Genomic DNA, 16,077 nt, shown 5'->3' on the forward strand with positions numbered 1-16,077 from the left:
AAAGCCTGGCTCCCCCCTGTGCTGATTATTTTGTGTGAGCACACATAAAGTTCATCCAGTCACAAGGCCCGGTTACAACAGGACGAGAGCCATGCGGAACAACCAGCCCATAACCAATAACGAAAAGCGCTTGTCAGTGGTACAGGCGCATGTTTCAGAAGACGTTAACCAACAGGTTGCAAGTATTGCGAACCTGAGCAGTCGCTTTATGAAGCAGGCTGATTACACTGCAGAAAAGCTCCACTCTCTTAACCCGGTCTCAGCATCCATGCGTGATCTGGTCGAGGGGCTGAAGCGATGAATGCGACCAATACCAGGCTGGTAGGCACTGAGCTATCTTTCGCACAACTGTATGAAGGACTGCTTAGATCAGCTGTCGATGCCATCATTGTGACCGACACTGAGGGCACTATTCGCTCGGTGTCCGATTCGACACAGACGCTTTTTGGCCATGAACGTAGTGAACTCATTGGTAACAGTATTAACTGCTTGATGCCCCGTCACCACTCATCACGGCACAATGGATACATAGAGCGGTATCTGGAAACCGGCGAAAAACGAATCCTCGGCAAGGGGCGGAATGTGGAGGGGCTTCACAAAAGCGGCCATGTATTTCCGCTTCATCTGTCTATCAGCCGTGTACAAACACTGGGCGAGACGTTGTTCATTGGTATTTGCCACGATTTGAGCGATTACACCAAGGTTCTCGAACGCGCTGAACTGGCCGAAAAACGCTACTTGAGCATTCTGGAAAATCAACGTGAGTTGATCTGCCGACTCGACGCCCAGCTGAACATCAGCTATGCCAATTCATCTATGCAGGCACTACTGGAAAGTACCTCCATCAGTGAACTGGAGTCCAAACCCTTCCAAAGTATTTTTGAAAACACCGACGAAGTCAGGGAACAGCTGAACACCTTCTTCAGATCGCCTCAAGCCTGGCAGCAGGGCCTGCGCTTTACTGGACATATCCCAACCCACACTGGTTCTTGCTACATTGATTGGAGCTTCAGCTACATTCCACCTGGGCATGGCGAGAGCGCAGAGCTGCAAGTGATCGGCACCGATGAAACGGCACGAGAGGAAGCGCTGAAAACGGCCCATTTTCTTGAGCATCATGACCCACTGACCCGACTGCTCAATAAACGCGCGTTCATTGATGCCTTCAACAGGCATAAAACGAGCGAACAGCCATACGCGTTCATCTATTTGAACTTGAATCGACTGCAAGTTGTGCAGCACATGTTTTCGCCCGATGCGACCGACCGTATCATTCTGGAAGCCGCACGACGTATCGCCGTACATACCCCGGCAACGTCCCTGGCAACGCGCATTTACAACTCAGACTTTGCCATTGCCCTGCCGATTAAATCCAGCCAGGGTGCAACCGAATTTGCGCACACAATCGTGCACGCCCTCGAGCACCCCTACAACATCTACAATGAGAGAGTTCAGCTGGATGTCGCGGCGGGAATCAGCATCTGGCCAGATGATGGCAGCCAGGTCGAGGATCTGCTTCATCATGCCGAGTCAGCCGTTGCCCTCAGCGGAATTTCGACGCAGGCAAGTCATGTGTATATCTTCGACGAAAGCATGCACGAGGAGCGCAAAAAACGCGCCCACACAGAGCAAGCGCTAAGGCGTGCTTTCGAATGTGATTTGATAGACGTCTACCTCCAACCCAAAAGTTGTCTGGCAACCGCCAGCACCCTTGGTTTTGAAGCCCTGGCGCGGTGGAATGATGAACAGGGCAACCCCGTATCACCTGTACTTTTTGTCGCCATTGCCGAAGAAACGGGGCTGGGTGCAGAACTGGACCGCTATATTTTACGCAAGGTGGTTTCCAGCATCTCCGACACATTGGCAACAGGCCAGCAGTGCCGCACTGTTGCCGTCAATATAACCGCCCAGCACTTCAATGATCACCAGCTTGTTGACCATGTTTCAAGCCTGTTGAATGAGTACAAGGTACCTGCATCTCTTATCGAGCTGGAAGTCACTGAAAGCGCCATTCTGAGCGTGACTCCCAAAGTGCAGGACAACCTGTTGAGACTGCGGGAGCTGGGCATCCGTGTCAGCATTGATGACTTTGGCACAGGCTACTCTTCACTGGCCTATCTCAAAGACCTGAATGTTGATGCCATCAAGATTGATAAGAGTTTTGTCGACCATATTGAAGAAGAGAACGGCCTTCAGCTGGTAAAAGCCATCATCTCCATAGCCCAATCGCTCAACCTTGATGTCATTGCCGAGGGCATAGAGACCGAACAGCAAAAGCAGCATCTGCTCAGAAATGGTTGCGTCATAGGCCAGGGCTTTTACTTTTCAAAACCTTTACCCTTTCAGGAAGCGGTCAACAAACTGAACCTGTCATAAAAAGCGCCTGCCCCCCCCCCCGGCAAAGCCGTCATTGAAGATAGCCAGTCAACGAATTCGGAGGTCTTCTTCTTTTGCCATTATCGCAAGGGTGATACGGCGCCACACTGTCCATTAATTAAAACCGAACATGATTTTGAAAACGTATGGGAAGGAGCCTGAGGGGTTGGGGCTGCAGGGGAAATCACGGCTGTTTCTGTCAGTTGGCTATACTTAAGAAAATACTTAAGGCTGGCCTCGACAACAGAACAGCCGTTAGGGAAAAATCAATGGGAAGTTGACATGTTGATCAGGTTGTGTGAACTTTCACTCAGTTTATTGGTGGTCTTATGCCAGCAAGTAACTCCCTTCGTATAACCCCAATAATATGGTTTGGGGGTCTCTACCAGGAACCGTTAATTCCTGCTTACGAAGAGTTCAGCGATTCTACGCTTTTCTCTTTGTATGCTCGATTTATCGGTTTACTCAGAAGAAAAGTGCTTTGTAATTTATTAATTATTGGAGCATGGTTATGAACGATTTCATTCAAGGCTTACCCAAAGTCGAGCTTCACCTTCATATTGAAGGAACGCTTGAGCCTGAACTAATGTTCGAACTTGCAAAGCGCAACAATGTTGATATCCCGTTCAGTTCTACTGAAGAGGTAAGTAGAGCCTATAACTTCCATAACTTGCAATCCTTCCTTGATATTTACTACCAGGGTGCAAATGTCCTGATTAACGAACAGGATTTCTTTGATTTAACCTGGGCCTATTTATTACGCTGCCATGAAGATAATGTTCTGCATACTGAAATTTTCTTTGATCCCCAAACGCATACAGCGCGTGGTATTCCATTTGATACCACGGTTAATGGCATTCATCGTGCGCTTAAAAAAGGTGCAGAAGAGCTAGGCATCAGCAGCAAGCTTATAATGTGTTTCTTACGCCATCTGGACGAAGAGTCTGCTTTTGAAACCCTGGAGCAAGCAAATCGTCATAAAGACAAAATTATTGGTGTCGGCCTGGATTCAGCAGAAGTCGGTAATCCAGCGGGTAAATTTGAACGAGTCTTTAAAGAAGCCATCAATCAAGGATTCTTGACTGTTGCTCACGCAGGTGAAGAAGGGCCTGCAAGTAATATCCGCGATGCTTTGAGTTTACTGAAAGTTACCCGCGTTGATCATGGCGTCCGCTGCTCTGACGACCCAACACTTGTAGAACAGCTTGTAGCGCAACAGACCCCTCTTACTGTCTGCCCGTTATCAAACATCAAGTTGAAAGTGTTTGATAAAATGGAAGACCACAATATCGTTCATCTGCTTCGCCAAGGCCTATGTGTAACCATTAACTCCGATGACCCTGCCTACTTCGGAGGCTACATGACAGACAACTTTATGGCTGTGGCTAATGCACACCCGATGAGTAAAAAGGAAATAGCCCAATTCACGTTCAATGCTATAGAAGCGAGTTTTATATCTGACAAAGAGAAAGAGCGGCTTAAAGGTATGACTCAAAATTATTTAGAGCAGAACTAAAGTCATAAAATTCAGGGAATAAAGGAAAGCTTTTTAAGGTCACTTCAGTCTGGAAACCGGTTTGAGCCCAGCGGTTATCCCTGCGCACCAGCTTTGGTTTCCAGATTTTTCAGTGTAATTGCTTTATGCAGCCTTCCCCCAGTCCCAACACAAAAATAAACCTGCCCGCCAATATCACTTCATACACTAGGTATTCCACGTCAGGAAAGGCCATTTTAACAAACTTTTCGCTCCATATAGTGTGTTTCGTCTTCAGTTTTTCGAATGCGAAATCCCATACGCTCGTATAGCGAAACGGCCGGATTTGTCCGGAAAACACGAAGCCGAAGGAGCTTAAACCTTCTGTTACGGGCAATCTCAACTGCATATTCGATGGCCTTTGTACCAATACCCTTAGACTGCCAGCGATGGTCAACTTGGAGGTCCCTGATATAGTACGCAAAGTGGTCATGACTTAGGCGCAGAACACCCACTGGTTTGAAGTCAACGAGCAATATGTAGTTTTCAAATGCATCCCAATTTTTGTCGAATAGGTCCTGATCCCAATCGATTCTGAGCTCCTTATAGTAAGGCCCCATGTTCTCCCGAATCAGTTTCTCGGTGAAATACTTATCCGTAGCCTTACGAAACTGAATGTTCATTCACGCAATCCCAAAATTAATATTTTCCGGAAATAGCAGTTTTGAATTGAGTTATAAATAATCTTAAATAACCGATCTATTATCACCTCAAAACCTTAACCATATAAATACAGGAGTAAAAAATTTATAATTCATAAATTCCTAAATCGCAACACTTACAACCACTTTATATTTCTATTTCATAATTGGCTTACAATATTCCAAAGAGTTTTTTAACTCAGCGTCTTCAATATAGCCATAATGCTCATAGAAGCCTTTGGCAGTGATAGTGCTCTGAAGGCTAATCGACATTAGCCCCAGCTCAGTAACACTATTCTCTGCAGCTGAAAGCAATTTTCCACCAATACCTAGCCCTTTCACACAAGGTAGCACATAGCATAGAAATAAATAGCCATTGATGCCGATATGAGAAATACCCACTATATTTCCATTTTTTTCAGCTACAAATGAATTAGAGCATTCATCTAGAATCCATTTTTTGCAATTTTCAACCGTTTTATTTTCAAGCCACTCATCTAAAATATCTTTATTTCCTTTGTGATCTAGACCGCAAAGCTCAATTATCGATGTACGGATAACATTGCAAAACGCTTCTGCATCCCTTGCTTCAGCCTTTCTTATCACTTATGACTCCCTTCATTCGATGAAATTTAAAAATTGTGCCATTAATATTACTATATCTTGCACTTATAGTGACCACAGTAGAAAAAATTTGAGTTTAAAACTGGCTCGGATTTAAGAATAAAACCACCAAGCGCATTCTCATAGACGAGCACAATAACATTTGATTCGTTAGCTTTATTTACGACTTTGGCTATATCAGGTTCATTCATGCCAATGCCAGATAGATACTGAAAACTCATAGCTACTGTCTCTATAAAGTCTTCATCAAGATAACCTGGCATATTTTTTCTTAGCTCATGGGTCGGGTTCCGCTCTTCCCATTCACTGTATTCTTCATCCGAAACTGACTCATTAGGCTCTGGCTCCCATTGAGCTTGAGAATACAAGCAAGCCTCATCAATACTTTTAAACATACCTAAAAAACATAAACACTAGTAGCTTCCATGAGTCACTTTTTATCTTGTAATATGAATTTTAGTAGGAGCACGCAAAAATCATTAGCGGCCAGAGTATGGCGAGACATCGATAAGATGGAAGAGAAAATAATCGTGAGATCACAGCCCTTCTCTTCCAGTGAAAACAAGCATGCGCGTGCAACAGTTTGCCGTGCGCATTATCCTGCAACGACCAGTCCATAGCCCCTTCATCCTGAACGATTTTCCAGTCTGTTGCCAGTTACCAATGAGTACAAGTGGCCATAACAGCATATGATTACCCCAAGCATACGTTGCGGGAAGAGATCCCGGACATCACTTTCGACCCGAAGCGTTGATATGGACGTCGCTGCTCTCACAGCTGAATGGTTCAACATCATATAAATGTTACTCTGACCCTGATACCTCGATCTGGATCAACTGCGACGATCCGCTTGATTTGGATAACAAGGAAGTAGGGATTTCCATGCAAAAGACAATGCAGCAGTGTTTGGCCGTTCTAATTATCTGGATGCCGTCTATAAGCAACGCCCTGGGGGAGGAGCTCAGGCAATCTCTGCCCTTATGTGGGAAGGGTAACTGGAATGAAGAGAATGTAGCCGAGCGACGGCATCTTACTTGGGAAGGCTATCAACTGAGGTTGGGCCGGCATGTACTCCAGCTGATTGACAAAAATAACTCAGTGATAGACCAGACATCAGTCAAACAGCATGATTATGGTGTGGCTCAATCTGTCTATCGTTCAGCTTCAGATACTCTGATAGTAATCGGCGAGCAGACCAGTTATGAGGTAACGCTGAGAAAGACTGGGGAAGCACTACATTTCGGCAATGCCGTAGCAATGCCGACTCTATTTCGACAGCCATGCACTAAGATAGATCAGTTTTTTGGTGCCTGTCAGAATAGCTCTGCGGTATTTAGCCTGAGTTTAGGAGCCGCTTTTATTGAGGGATACGATCATTGGGGGAGTTTCCATAGTTACGCCTTCGGACTGAAGCCTGATGCCAAAATTGAGTTCAGGAGTTCGCGAAGTTACAGTTTTGTAACAGGACTCGTCGATTCTATAGGGGGCATTTTCAGGATAGGGATGGGAGCTACTTCCGCTTCGATGGTCAAGATTTTGAGCGCTGTAACTTAGGAGCGCGGGAACTCAGATAATAAGTGCGACACCATAAGTTATCAGCAGTTGACCGACTGTAATCGATACCTGATATCGGTTCTTCTTGCACAAGTGAGTTCGGCAACAGCGATTACCCAAGCAGCCATCACACCTACACCTCAATTACTGATAACCTCTTACCCCCCCACCAGTGTGAGCTTTGCAAATGACATTTTCAGCCCCCGAGCGCAACGCCCTACTTGCCGTCAAAGGCGTCGGCCCCACCGTTATAAAACGTTTTGAAGAGATCGGTATCAATACCTTTGCCGAGCTGGCCACTTACAATGCTGACGAGATCGCCGAACGAGTTGCCTCCATGTTGCGCACCACCTGCTGGAAGAACAGTCCGCAGGCCAAGGCTGCGATTGAAGCGGCTATCGATCGAGCCAAAGAAGGCTTGTGATACTTAACTCTTTACACAACCACAACAGAAAATCAGGACAGGAAACACCATGATCAGACCACGCACGGATCGCGATATTGAAGCCATTCTGGATATTTGGCTGCAGGCCTCCATCAAGGCGCATGACTTTGTACCCGATGAGTTTTGGGAAGCTCAGGTCGATGACATGCGGACTCTCTATATCCCCGCCTCTGAAACCTTTGTCTTCGAACAGAACGCGGATGTTGTCGGATTTTATTCTTTGAATGAGGACAGACTGGCGGCGATTTTTGTGTTGCCAGAGCAGCAAGGCCAGGGCATCGGCAAACAGTTGCTGGATCATGCAAAGACTCAACGGCCCTCGCTAACATTGTCGGTGTATACGGAAAATGAAACCGCCTGTGCGTTTTACCTGTCACAAGGGTTTGAAGTTGTGAGCGAACAGATTGATGAAGACACGGGCTGCCCTGAATACACTATGATTTCAGGAACTGCTTAATCACCAAGGGACTCCAGCATGCCAAGACGGCTCACGCAAACCAAACCCGGCACGCATCAGGCGATGAAGAACACCTCCTATGAAAGCATGGTGGTGAGCTGGCTGATGCAGGATGGCTGGCAGGTGTTCCTGCCGATTCTGGATCATGGGCATCAGACCGATATTCTGATTTCAGACGGCCCGAGCTACTACCGCATTCAGGTGAAAACCGTTGAAGCCAGTGGCGAGGATCATGTGGTACATAACGCCTGGAAAGGCAGCAATGTGGATGTAGTGGTGTACTTTGCTCGCAACTCCAACTGGGGTGTAGTTGCCCCTGCCTTTGAAGATGAAACACGCCCGCTGAACCACCCGGAGCACCGCAAGTTCACGCAGGATCGCAAGGAGTTTCTGCGGGAATTTCATCAACTTTAAGGTTTTTCGTCCTCCTCAAGATTCGCGCTCAATAACAAAACCGGCGCCACAAGGGCACCGGTTTTTAAGGCTTTAAGTGAAGGCTTGCTTACCCCGCCGTCACCTTCTCCTTGCTCACCTCGCCCGCATACATCACCCGATAAAGCACCACATACGCCAGCATGGCAGTGAAGATCGCATTCAATGGTGCGATGCTCAGCAGACCGGTGTCCGGTGACGCGAAAGACACAGCTATCGCCAGACCCCAGGCAACCATGGCAGCCCAGTTGATCTCCTTGAACTGATGCTCATCCGGCTTGGCGTAGCTGGTTTTGCAGCGCAGGTAGAAGTCGCCGATGATCACGCCGCCAATGGGTGGCAGGGATACGCTGAGGAAGACCAGCCAGCTGACAAAGTTGTTGTAGAGGAAGTCCGCCAGAATGGTGCCCACGGCACCGGCAACAATCACCAGATGCACACGCTTGAAGCCGGTGATGTTGGCCAGGCCCAGGCTTGAGGCGTAAAGGGCGTTATCGTTGGTAGTCCAGATATTCAGCACCAGCAACGCGATACCGGCACCCAGCAGCCCCTGTTGCGCCAGCACTTCGGCAATATCCGACATGCCGGTGGCGGCTGAGCCTACGGCACCGAAGATGAACATCAGGCTGTTACCGAAAGTGAAGCCGATGATGGTGGCCCAGATGCCGACTTTACGGGTACGGGCGTAGCGCACGAAGTCGGGTGTCAGGGTGGCGCCACTGATGAATGAACCCACCGCCAGTGAGATACCCATGGCAAAGGTGAGCGTTTCGGTTGGTGTCAGTGACAGCAGGGTTTCCATGCCGCCTTCGGTGTCAGATATCGCGGTATACACGGACATGCAGCCCAGCACCAATATAGCCGGTACGGCAATGGCACTGAGCCATTCGATAGCTTTGAAGCCGATCACTACGGTGTAGGTCATCAGAATACCGCCACCGATAATCAGCGGCAGATTGGGCACATCGAGGAATTTGTTGATCGGGTAGGCAAACATGGCTACACCCACACCGAACCAGCCGATCTGGGTAATCGCCAGCATGGTCGAGGGCAGTTTGGAGCCGAGGCGACCGAAGGCGTACCGGGCCAGTATATGGGTCGACAGGTTGGTTTTGGCTGCCGCGTACCCCAGAAGTGCACCGTACACGCCCAGTATCAGGTTACCGCCCAAAATGATAATGAACAGGTCCGGCCAGAGCTTGAAGCCTTGGCCCAGAGTACCGCCCGTCCACATGCTGGCAGCAAAGAAGGTAAAGCCGAGCATCACCGCCGACATGGAGAAAAGGCCGCGACGCGCATTCTCAGGTACCGGCGCCAGCGCATAGTCATCGTGGGCGGCGGCGAAATCTTGACCCTGTTGTTGTTCAGACATTGTCTTGTTCCTTTCTTATTGGAAAGCAGGTGACTCAGAAGAGGCCTTTCGAGAAGTTCACGGACTCCTCCCCTGCCCCCAGGGAGACAAAATGTTGCTGTTCAGGTGTGCGAGCGATCACTTCGCCACGGCGCACCACATACAAGCGGCTTGGCTTAAGCTGCAGCGCTTCGATGGGGCTGGTTGCCTGCAGGATGACGAAGTCGGCATTGCAGCCGGGTTCAAGCCCATAGCCTTCCAGGCCCAGAATTCTGGCCGGGTTCTCGGTAACCGCCGCAAAGGCCTGGCGCATCTGCTCCAGCCCCGTCATCTGCCCTACGTGCAGCCCCATGGAGGCTACCTCCAACATGTCGTGGCTGCCCAGGCTGTACCAGGGGTCCATCACGCAGTCATGGCCAAAGGCCACATTGATACCGGCGTTCATTAGCTCAGGTACACGGGTCATGCCGCGGCGCTTGGGATAGGTATCGTGACGCCCCTGCAGGGTGATGTTGATAAGCGGGTTGGCGATCACATGCACGCCAGCCTCTCGAATCAGCGGAATCAACTTGCTGACGTAGTAGTTGTCCATGGAGTGCATGGAGGTGAGGTGCGAGCCGGTGACGCGGCCCTGCATCCCCAAACGCTGGGCCTCATAGGCAAGCGATTCGATATGGCGTGAGTGAGGGTCGTCACTTTCGTCACAGTGCATATCCACACGCAGGCCACGCTGCTCGGCCAGCTCGCAGAGTGCACGAGTCGCTTCAGCGCCCTCGGCCATGGTGCGTTCGAAATGGGGAATACCACCGACCAGATCTACCCCCATTTCCAATGCACGAACCAGGTTTTCATGAGCACGTGAGTAGCGCAGATAACCATCCTGCGGGAAAGCGACCAGCTGAAGATCAAGGTAGGGCCTCATCTCCTCGCGTACTTCCAGCAGTGCCTGCACCGCCAGCAAGTTGTCGTCACTGATATCCACATGGCTGCGAATCGCCAGAATCCCGCGCGAGATCGACAGACGGCACATTTCCAGCGCCCGCTGCTTGATCGACTCAACGGTAAGACTGGGCTTGAGCTCACCCCAAACCTGAATCCCTTCCAGCAGCGTACCGCTCTGGTTCAGGCGCGGCTGGCCCAGGCTAAGCGCGGCATCCATATGAAAGTGGCTATCTACAAAGGGTGGCGAGGCCAGGTAACCACGGCCATCAATTTCTGTATGGGCCTGGGCCTGAATGGCAGGGTCAACCTGCACAATTTTTCCATCTTGAATCGCAATATCCATTCCGCTGCGCCCATCGGGCAGGGTGACATTGCGTACCAGCATATCGAGCATGATTGGCTCCTGATTGTCGAACTCATCAGTCAGGCACGCGAAAACCGTTTAGACGTCATCATTCAGCACAGAAACTCCGTGCGGAAGAATAGGAACAGTTTTTTCAGGTGCCGTGTTTAACGAACGGAGAAATCAGGCGCAAAGATAGGAACAAAGGCAAAAACTTTGGTTTGCTTGAGGTTATACAGGTAGATGGAAGGAAGAACGGGTGGTGTATTGGTACGGCAAAACGGATGACTGAACCAGGCCTTGAGAGCTGCAATCAGCATCTGGCCAGGTTTCAAGTGGCGTAACAGAGCCAATATCAACAGGGGCCGCCCGACGGGGGCAGCTGGCAGCGTTATGACTGTTGAACGGCTGGTATAGCGTCGAATCATCAGCGTCTGCTCGGTTTATATGGACGGCATATTGGCAGTTTCTATAATGCACGCTTGTACACCCAAGAGTGCAGCCTTGCCAACACGGACAATATTTTAACGGCAAAAAGCCTTGGACATCAAAAAACTACCATTAGGTAAAATTTAGTCGTGATATACCTGTTGGTCAAACCCTAAAAAGGGGTAGATCGCATATACCCCAAAAGGGTTAATATGTTTATAAAGAGAGCAAAGGATGTGAAAGGGAAAAAGGCACCCTCTGCCCCACCAGAGCCCTATACTGACAGGGCCCTGAAAATAGATCGCTTAAATCAGAAGTGCCACTTCAGCAGCAATGACGGGCTGCGTTCATCCACTTCAGTACCAAATTTGTTGGTCCAGTGTGCGTACTCGATACCCACATAGAACGGTGATGAAGTACCAATCAATTTACCGGCATTCCACTTCAGTTGGGAGGTAAAATTGATCTCTTCGTTGTTGGTATCGGAAGAAGCCGACCAGTCGACAAAGCCGTCATACAGGAACTCGGCGCTGCCCAGTTTGAAAGGCACACCCCAGGTCAGAGTGACCATGGTGTCGTCGTCCCAGTTCTCATTCTTTACGCGGTACAGGTTGGCGTTGGCGTACTGAAAGCCCGGAATATCAAAGGCCAGGCCGACACCGGCCATGACGTTATCAAAGCCATCACCACCCTCCCAGGTACCGGCAATCAGCACATCCTTGACCGGACCGAAGGAAAGATCATTTCCGGTCAAATGGCCCAGACTCAAGCGCGGAGAGAATTCAAAGTACAGGGAGTCGGTATCGTTCTCGCCCATTTCACGGTCGATGAAGAAGAAGGTATCCCCCCAGTCATGGCCACTGGCGTGCTCAAAAGTGAAGTACTGACGATCTTCATCGCCCAATTCATAATCAGTACCGTTTAGATAGCTGATACTGAAGTCACTCCATTGTTGCTGGGCATGTACGCCCGAAGAAGCAAGGGTAATACCCAGAACACAGGCGAGATTGGTTGCTTTGAATTTCATTTAGGGCCTCGGATTAAAACGTCATATTGTTGTATTACATCTCCATTAAAATAATTGTTTACCATGTGGTCAATTAAACCTTGTAGCCATAATGCGACCCTATAAAACCATCAGGTATGTATTTAATTAACCATGAGATTTCGTGCAACATTTCAGTGCATAAAAATGCATCTTCAATCAATATTGCACATAAAAAAGCCCGCCATAAAGGCGGGCAATGATCTTCCAGGCATTCTACAGAGAACGAAAAACGTGTTACTTCATGGATTCAGGCATATAAGGGCGTTCTTTGGGATTCAAGAGCATCCAGACGCAAACTCATTTCAGCGGACAGGTATTTCTCCGGCAGGTTCTGGTACTGCGGATAAATGGCCAAACGTTCCTGCAACCGATAGCCGCACTCCGAAGTCTTGAACTCCAGCGACTGAATTTTCGGCCAGGCGCGTTCCGGGTTGATATGGTCAATGGTCAACGGTGATACACCTCCCCAATCGTTGATGCCGGAGAAGATGTAGTCCTTATAGTGCTCTTGCAGATTCGGCGGCGCCTGCAGACTGATGGTCGGGTCCAGAATCAGTCGTGCTACGGCCAGAGTCAGCAGCATGTCTTCCAGCTCCGGCTCGGGGGCATCCGCCATGGCGGTGCCGGGCTTGGCGCGGAAGTTTTGCACAATCACTTCCTGAATATGGCCATAGCGCTGGTGCATCTCATTAATTGCAATCAGACTGTCGACCCGCTCCTGCCAGGTTTCGCCGATGCCGATCAGAATGCCGGTAGTAAAAGGCACATTGTATTTGCCTGCCAGTTCAAGGGTCCGCAAGCGTTGCACCGGCACCTTGTCCGGGCAGGCGTAGTGGGCCTGGCCCTTTTCCATCAGGCGGCGGCTGACGTTTTCCAGCATCATGCCCATGCTGGCCGATACCGGGCGCAGTTTGAGCACATCCTCTTCAGATAGAGTACCCGCATTCACATGCGGCAGCATGGACGTGTTATCGATTACCAGCTGGCACATGGCGCGGAGATAATCGACCATGGTGTCGTAGCCCAACTCCGCAAGGCGGGCACGGGCCTCGGGGTATTTCTTTTCAGGTTTTTCCCCCAGGCTGAACAGGACTTCCTTGCAGCCCAGCCGCTCACCCTCTTTCACCACGGCCATTACTTCTTCCGGCGACATTATATGGGCATCCGGTGAGCCAGGTGGTTTTACAAAGGTGCAGTAGCCGCAGGTATCACGACACATATTGGTAAGCGGAACAAAGACTTTGCGGGAATAGGTGACTACGTCTCCCCAATGGAGGTCACGTAATGCCGAAGCCTGCTGGCGTAATGCCAGTATTTCATCACTATCGGCGGTGGCCAAGGGATAAGCCTGCTCAGCGGACATCATAATTTAATCTCCCGGGAATCCTGGCCAGGGCCTTATTTCCGGCCGTCACGCGATGGCATGTGGCGGCTTGAATCACAGTCTGTAACTGCAGGATTCCTGTTTATTGTTGTTATGACTGAAGTGCCTTAAGACGGGTCACTTCAGCGAGCTGAATATCAATATAGATTTGTTTTACCACATGGTCAAATTAATATTTTCAGGCTCATTCCATACAAATCAAACAGTTACACCGTTGATTAATTGAGTCCGCTTTTTTAATTCCAGTTTTTGCAGAATATCGGACACGTGCCGCTTAACGGTGGACTCCTGAATGCCCATCTCGGCAGCGATCTCCTTGTTCATCAATCCTGCCTTGAGATAGCTGAGTACCACCTTCTGCTTGGCGGTCAGGGATTCAAGGCGGCTGTGGATCGTTTCACGCTGCACCGGCAAGGATGGGTACAGGGTTGCTGCGCCTGAGCAGGCTGAACTCAGTGACAGGCTATCCAGCAGGTTCTCCGTATAGGCTTGCTGCTCCAGCACATCGAGAATTCGTTGTTCGATCTGGCCCATGGGGTCCTGACAGCTGATAGCCGCCTTGATATCAAAGCATTTTATTTTTGCATCCAGCGCCGGGCTGAGTTCATCACAGATCAGGACGATGCTGGTACGTGTTTTGTAGAGATAGGCCGTCAGGTCGGGGCTTTGGCCAACGGCCAGCAGACTGGCATGGACAATAATCAGGTCGAAGCCATTGTGGCTGTGTGCGGCACTGTCAAAGTCGTCATCGTCTGCGGCTTCCACGAAGATAAAAGAAGGGTCGCGGCTGCCCAGAAGGCGCTTGAGTCCTTCTCTGGAAAGTGTGTTCGGATCAGCCAGCATTATTTTCTTGAAACGCATCTGATCTCTCCTGCGGTCATGAGGAGGCAGCTCCCTCCTGGGGGCGAGGGAGCTGAAACGGGCGGGATCACCAGGAGGAGCCACAGGGCGTGGCTCAGGACGGTGAGCGCCGTGAACTTAACTCGGGAAGGAGAAGCTCACACCTTCACGCACACCGCTGGACGGCCAGCGCTGGGTGATGGTTTTACGCTTGGTGTAAAAGCGCACTGCATCCGGGCCGTAGGCGTGCAGGTCACCGAACAGGGAACGCTTCCAGCCACCGAAGCTGTGGTAGGACACGGGTACCGGCAGGGGTACGTTGATACCTACCATGCCGACCTGAATATGATCGGAGAAGTAACGTGCCGCTTCGCCGTCACGGGTGAAGATACAGGTGCCGTTGCCATATTCATGGTCGTTGATCAGCTGCATCGCCTCCTCCATGGAGTTCACGCGCATCACCTGCAGCACCGGACCGAAGATCTCTTCCTGGTAGCTCTGCATCTCCGGCTTAACGTTATCGATCAGGGTAGCGCCGACATAGAAGCCGTCTTCAAAACCGGATACCTGAGGGTTGCGGCCATCGACCACGACAGTGGCGCCATCGGCTTCGGCACTGCTGATATAGCCGTTCACCTTGTCCTGATGGGCACGGGTAATCACCGGGCCAAAGTCGTTTTCGCTGTTGCTGAAGGCACCTACTTTCAACGGGGCCATCGCCTCGGTCAGCTTGCCTACCAGCGCTTCGGCGGCTTCATCACCCACGGCAACCGCCACGGACAACGCCATGCAACGCTCACCGGAGGAACCGAAGGCCGCACCCAGCAGCTGGTTCACGGCGTTATCCATGTCTGCATCCGGCATGACGATGGCGTGGTTTTTGGCACCGCCCAGCGCCTGACAACGTTTGCCATTGGCATTGGCTACGCCATAGATGTATTCGGCAATGGGCGTGGAGCCCACAAAGCTCACAGCCTTGATTCGGTCGTCGGTCAGCAGTGTGTCGACCGCCTGCTTGTCACCGTTCACCACGTTCAGAACGCCTGCCGGCAGACCGGCTTCATGCAGCAGTTCGGCAATGAACATGGCAGAGGTGGGGTCACGCTCGGACGGCTTGAGCACGAAGGTATTACCGCAAGCGATAGCCATCGGATACATCCACAGCGGCACCATGGCCGGGAAGTTGAACGGCGTGATACCGGCAACGACACCCAGCGGCTGGAACTCGCTCCAGGAGTCGATACCCGGACCCACATTGCGGCTGTGCTCCCCTTTCAGCAGTTCTGGCGCACCACAGGCATATTCCACATTCTCGATACCACGGGTCAGCTCACCGAGGGCATCGTGATGAATCTTGCCGTGCTCTTCACCGATCAGCTCACAGATGCGGTCGGCGTTGTCATGCAGCAACTGCTTGAAACGGTACATCACCTGGGCACGCTTGGCCGGTGGAGTGTCGCGCCAGGCCGGAAAGGCTGCCTGGGCTGCAGCAATAGCTTCTTCTACGGTGGCGACGCTGGCCAGCGCGACCTGTTTTTCTGCAGCGCCGGTGGACGGGTTGAATACATCCTGGGTGCGTTCGGCATCGGTGCGCATGGCACCGTTAATCAGATGGCCAATAGTCTTCATGCTTACCTCTAATTCTTATCGATTAATACAAACGGAAAATGTGTTGGT

The 16,077-nt window shown here is 50.5% G+C and carries 16 protein-coding genes and 1 riboswitch; of the genes, 7 read left to right on the plus strand and 9 right to left on the minus strand.

Features of this window, described 5'->3' with window-relative positions:
* Positions 1 to 91 precede the first annotated feature (91 nt).
* The 3 genes from BW956_RS02780 (at position 92) to BW956_RS02790 (ending at position 3,892) form a co-directional block, all read left to right on the plus strand.
* Positions 92 to 301 (plus strand): hypothetical protein, encoded by a 210-nt coding sequence (locus BW956_RS02780; RefSeq protein ID WP_076460624.1) that lies wholly within the window; start codon positions 92 to 94, stop codon positions 299 to 301.
* Positions 298 to 2,376 carry a putative bifunctional diguanylate cyclase/phosphodiesterase gene (locus tag BW956_RS02785; RefSeq protein ID WP_076460626.1) on the plus strand — a complete coding sequence of 693 codons (2,079 nt, stop codon included), beginning with the start codon at positions 298 to 300 and terminating at the stop codon, positions 2,374 to 2,376. Before BW956_RS02780 ends, BW956_RS02785 begins: the two co-directional genes overlap by 4 nt.
* 329 nt (positions 2,377 to 2,705) lie before the next feature.
* Positions 2,706 to 2,805, plus strand: a riboswitch (purine riboswitch).
* A gap of 82 nt (positions 2,806 to 2,887) precedes the next feature.
* Positions 2,888 to 3,892, plus strand: a complete 1,005-nt coding sequence (locus BW956_RS02790) for an adenosine deaminase (RefSeq protein ID WP_076460628.1) — start codon at positions 2,888 to 2,890, stop codon at positions 3,890 to 3,892.
* A gap of 215 nt (positions 3,893 to 4,107) precedes the next feature.
* Here BW956_RS02790 and BW956_RS02795 read toward each other — a convergent pair whose 3' ends face one another.
* The 3 genes from BW956_RS02795 to BW956_RS02805 all read right to left on the minus strand — a co-directional run bounded on the left by BW956_RS02795 (position 4,108) and on the right by BW956_RS02805 (position 5,570).
* On the minus strand, positions 4,108 to 4,533 hold the full coding sequence (locus tag BW956_RS02795; protein ID WP_076460629.1) for a GNAT family N-acetyltransferase: 426 nt from the start codon (positions 4,531 to 4,533) through the stop codon (positions 4,108 to 4,110).
* A gap of 174 nt (positions 4,534 to 4,707) precedes the next feature.
* Positions 4,708 to 5,157: a GNAT family N-acetyltransferase gene (locus tag BW956_RS02800; RefSeq protein ID WP_076460631.1), complete on the minus strand. Its 450-nt coding sequence runs from the start codon at positions 5,155 to 5,157 to the stop codon at positions 4,708 to 4,710.
* 50 nt (positions 5,158 to 5,207) lie between these two features.
* The gene (locus BW956_RS02805) at positions 5,208 to 5,570 is read right to left on the minus strand and encodes a hypothetical protein (protein WP_076460633.1); all 363 of its coding nucleotides are present in this window, start codon (positions 5,568 to 5,570) and stop codon (positions 5,208 to 5,210) included.
* A gap of 460 nt (positions 5,571 to 6,030) precedes the next feature.
* Between BW956_RS02805 and BW956_RS02810 the strand changes: the two genes are divergently transcribed.
* The 4 genes from BW956_RS02810 (at position 6,031) to BW956_RS02825 (ending at position 8,045) form a co-directional block, all read left to right on the plus strand.
* Positions 6,031 to 6,729 (plus strand): hypothetical protein, encoded by a 699-nt coding sequence (locus tag BW956_RS02810; protein WP_139327113.1) that lies wholly within the window; start codon positions 6,031 to 6,033, stop codon positions 6,727 to 6,729.
* A 187-nt stretch (positions 6,730 to 6,916) separates the two neighbouring features.
* Positions 6,917 to 7,153 carry a hypothetical protein gene (locus BW956_RS02815; RefSeq protein ID WP_076460637.1) on the plus strand — a complete coding sequence of 79 codons (237 nt, stop codon included), beginning with the start codon at positions 6,917 to 6,919 and terminating at the stop codon, positions 7,151 to 7,153.
* A gap of 49 nt (positions 7,154 to 7,202) precedes the next feature.
* Positions 7,203 to 7,631 carry an N-acetyltransferase gene (locus tag BW956_RS02820; RefSeq protein WP_076460639.1) on the plus strand — a complete coding sequence of 143 codons (429 nt, stop codon included), beginning with the start codon at positions 7,203 to 7,205 and terminating at the stop codon, positions 7,629 to 7,631.
* Positions 7,632 to 7,649: 18 nt separating this feature from the next.
* A complete protein-coding gene (locus tag BW956_RS02825) occupies positions 7,650 to 8,045 on the plus strand; it encodes a hypothetical protein (RefSeq protein WP_029510972.1) in 396 nt (131 codons plus the stop codon).
* 88 nt (positions 8,046 to 8,133) lie between these two features.
* Here BW956_RS02825 and codB read toward each other — a convergent pair whose 3' ends face one another.
* The 6 genes from codB to BW956_RS02860 form a co-directional block, all read right to left on the minus strand.
* Entirely contained in the window at positions 8,134 to 9,435 is a 1,302-nt protein-coding gene (gene codB / locus BW956_RS02830; RefSeq protein ID WP_076460641.1) for a cytosine permease, read from the minus strand.
* A 34-nt stretch (positions 9,436 to 9,469) separates the two neighbouring features.
* Entirely contained in the window at positions 9,470 to 10,750 is a 1,281-nt protein-coding gene (locus tag BW956_RS02835) for an amidohydrolase family protein (protein ID WP_175611956.1), read from the minus strand.
* A 688-nt stretch (positions 10,751 to 11,438) separates the two neighbouring features.
* Positions 11,439 to 12,155: an outer membrane protein OmpK gene (locus BW956_RS02845; RefSeq protein WP_010322141.1), complete on the minus strand. Its 717-nt coding sequence runs from the start codon at positions 12,153 to 12,155 to the stop codon at positions 11,439 to 11,441.
* 268 nt (positions 12,156 to 12,423) lie between these two features.
* A complete protein-coding gene (gene cofG, locus BW956_RS02850; protein ID WP_076460647.1) occupies positions 12,424 to 13,542 on the minus strand; it encodes a 7,8-didemethyl-8-hydroxy-5-deazariboflavin synthase CofG in 1,119 nt (372 codons plus the stop codon).
* 216 nt (positions 13,543 to 13,758) lie between these two features.
* The gene (locus BW956_RS02855) at positions 13,759 to 14,421 is read right to left on the minus strand and encodes a helix-turn-helix domain-containing protein (protein ID WP_010322139.1); all 663 of its coding nucleotides are present in this window, start codon (positions 14,419 to 14,421) and stop codon (positions 13,759 to 13,761) included.
* Positions 14,422 to 14,538: 117 nt separating this feature from the next.
* Positions 14,539 to 16,029, minus strand: coding sequence for a CoA-acylating methylmalonate-semialdehyde dehydrogenase (locus BW956_RS02860; protein WP_076460649.1), 1,491 nt, complete (start codon positions 16,027 to 16,029; stop codon positions 14,539 to 14,541).
* Positions 16,030 to 16,077 lie beyond the last annotated feature (48 nt).

Origin of the sequence: Marinobacterium stanieri, assembly GCF_900155945.1 — a bacterium.
Classification (GTDB): Bacteria; Pseudomonadota; Gammaproteobacteria; order Pseudomonadales; family Balneatricaceae; genus Marinobacterium; species Marinobacterium stanieri.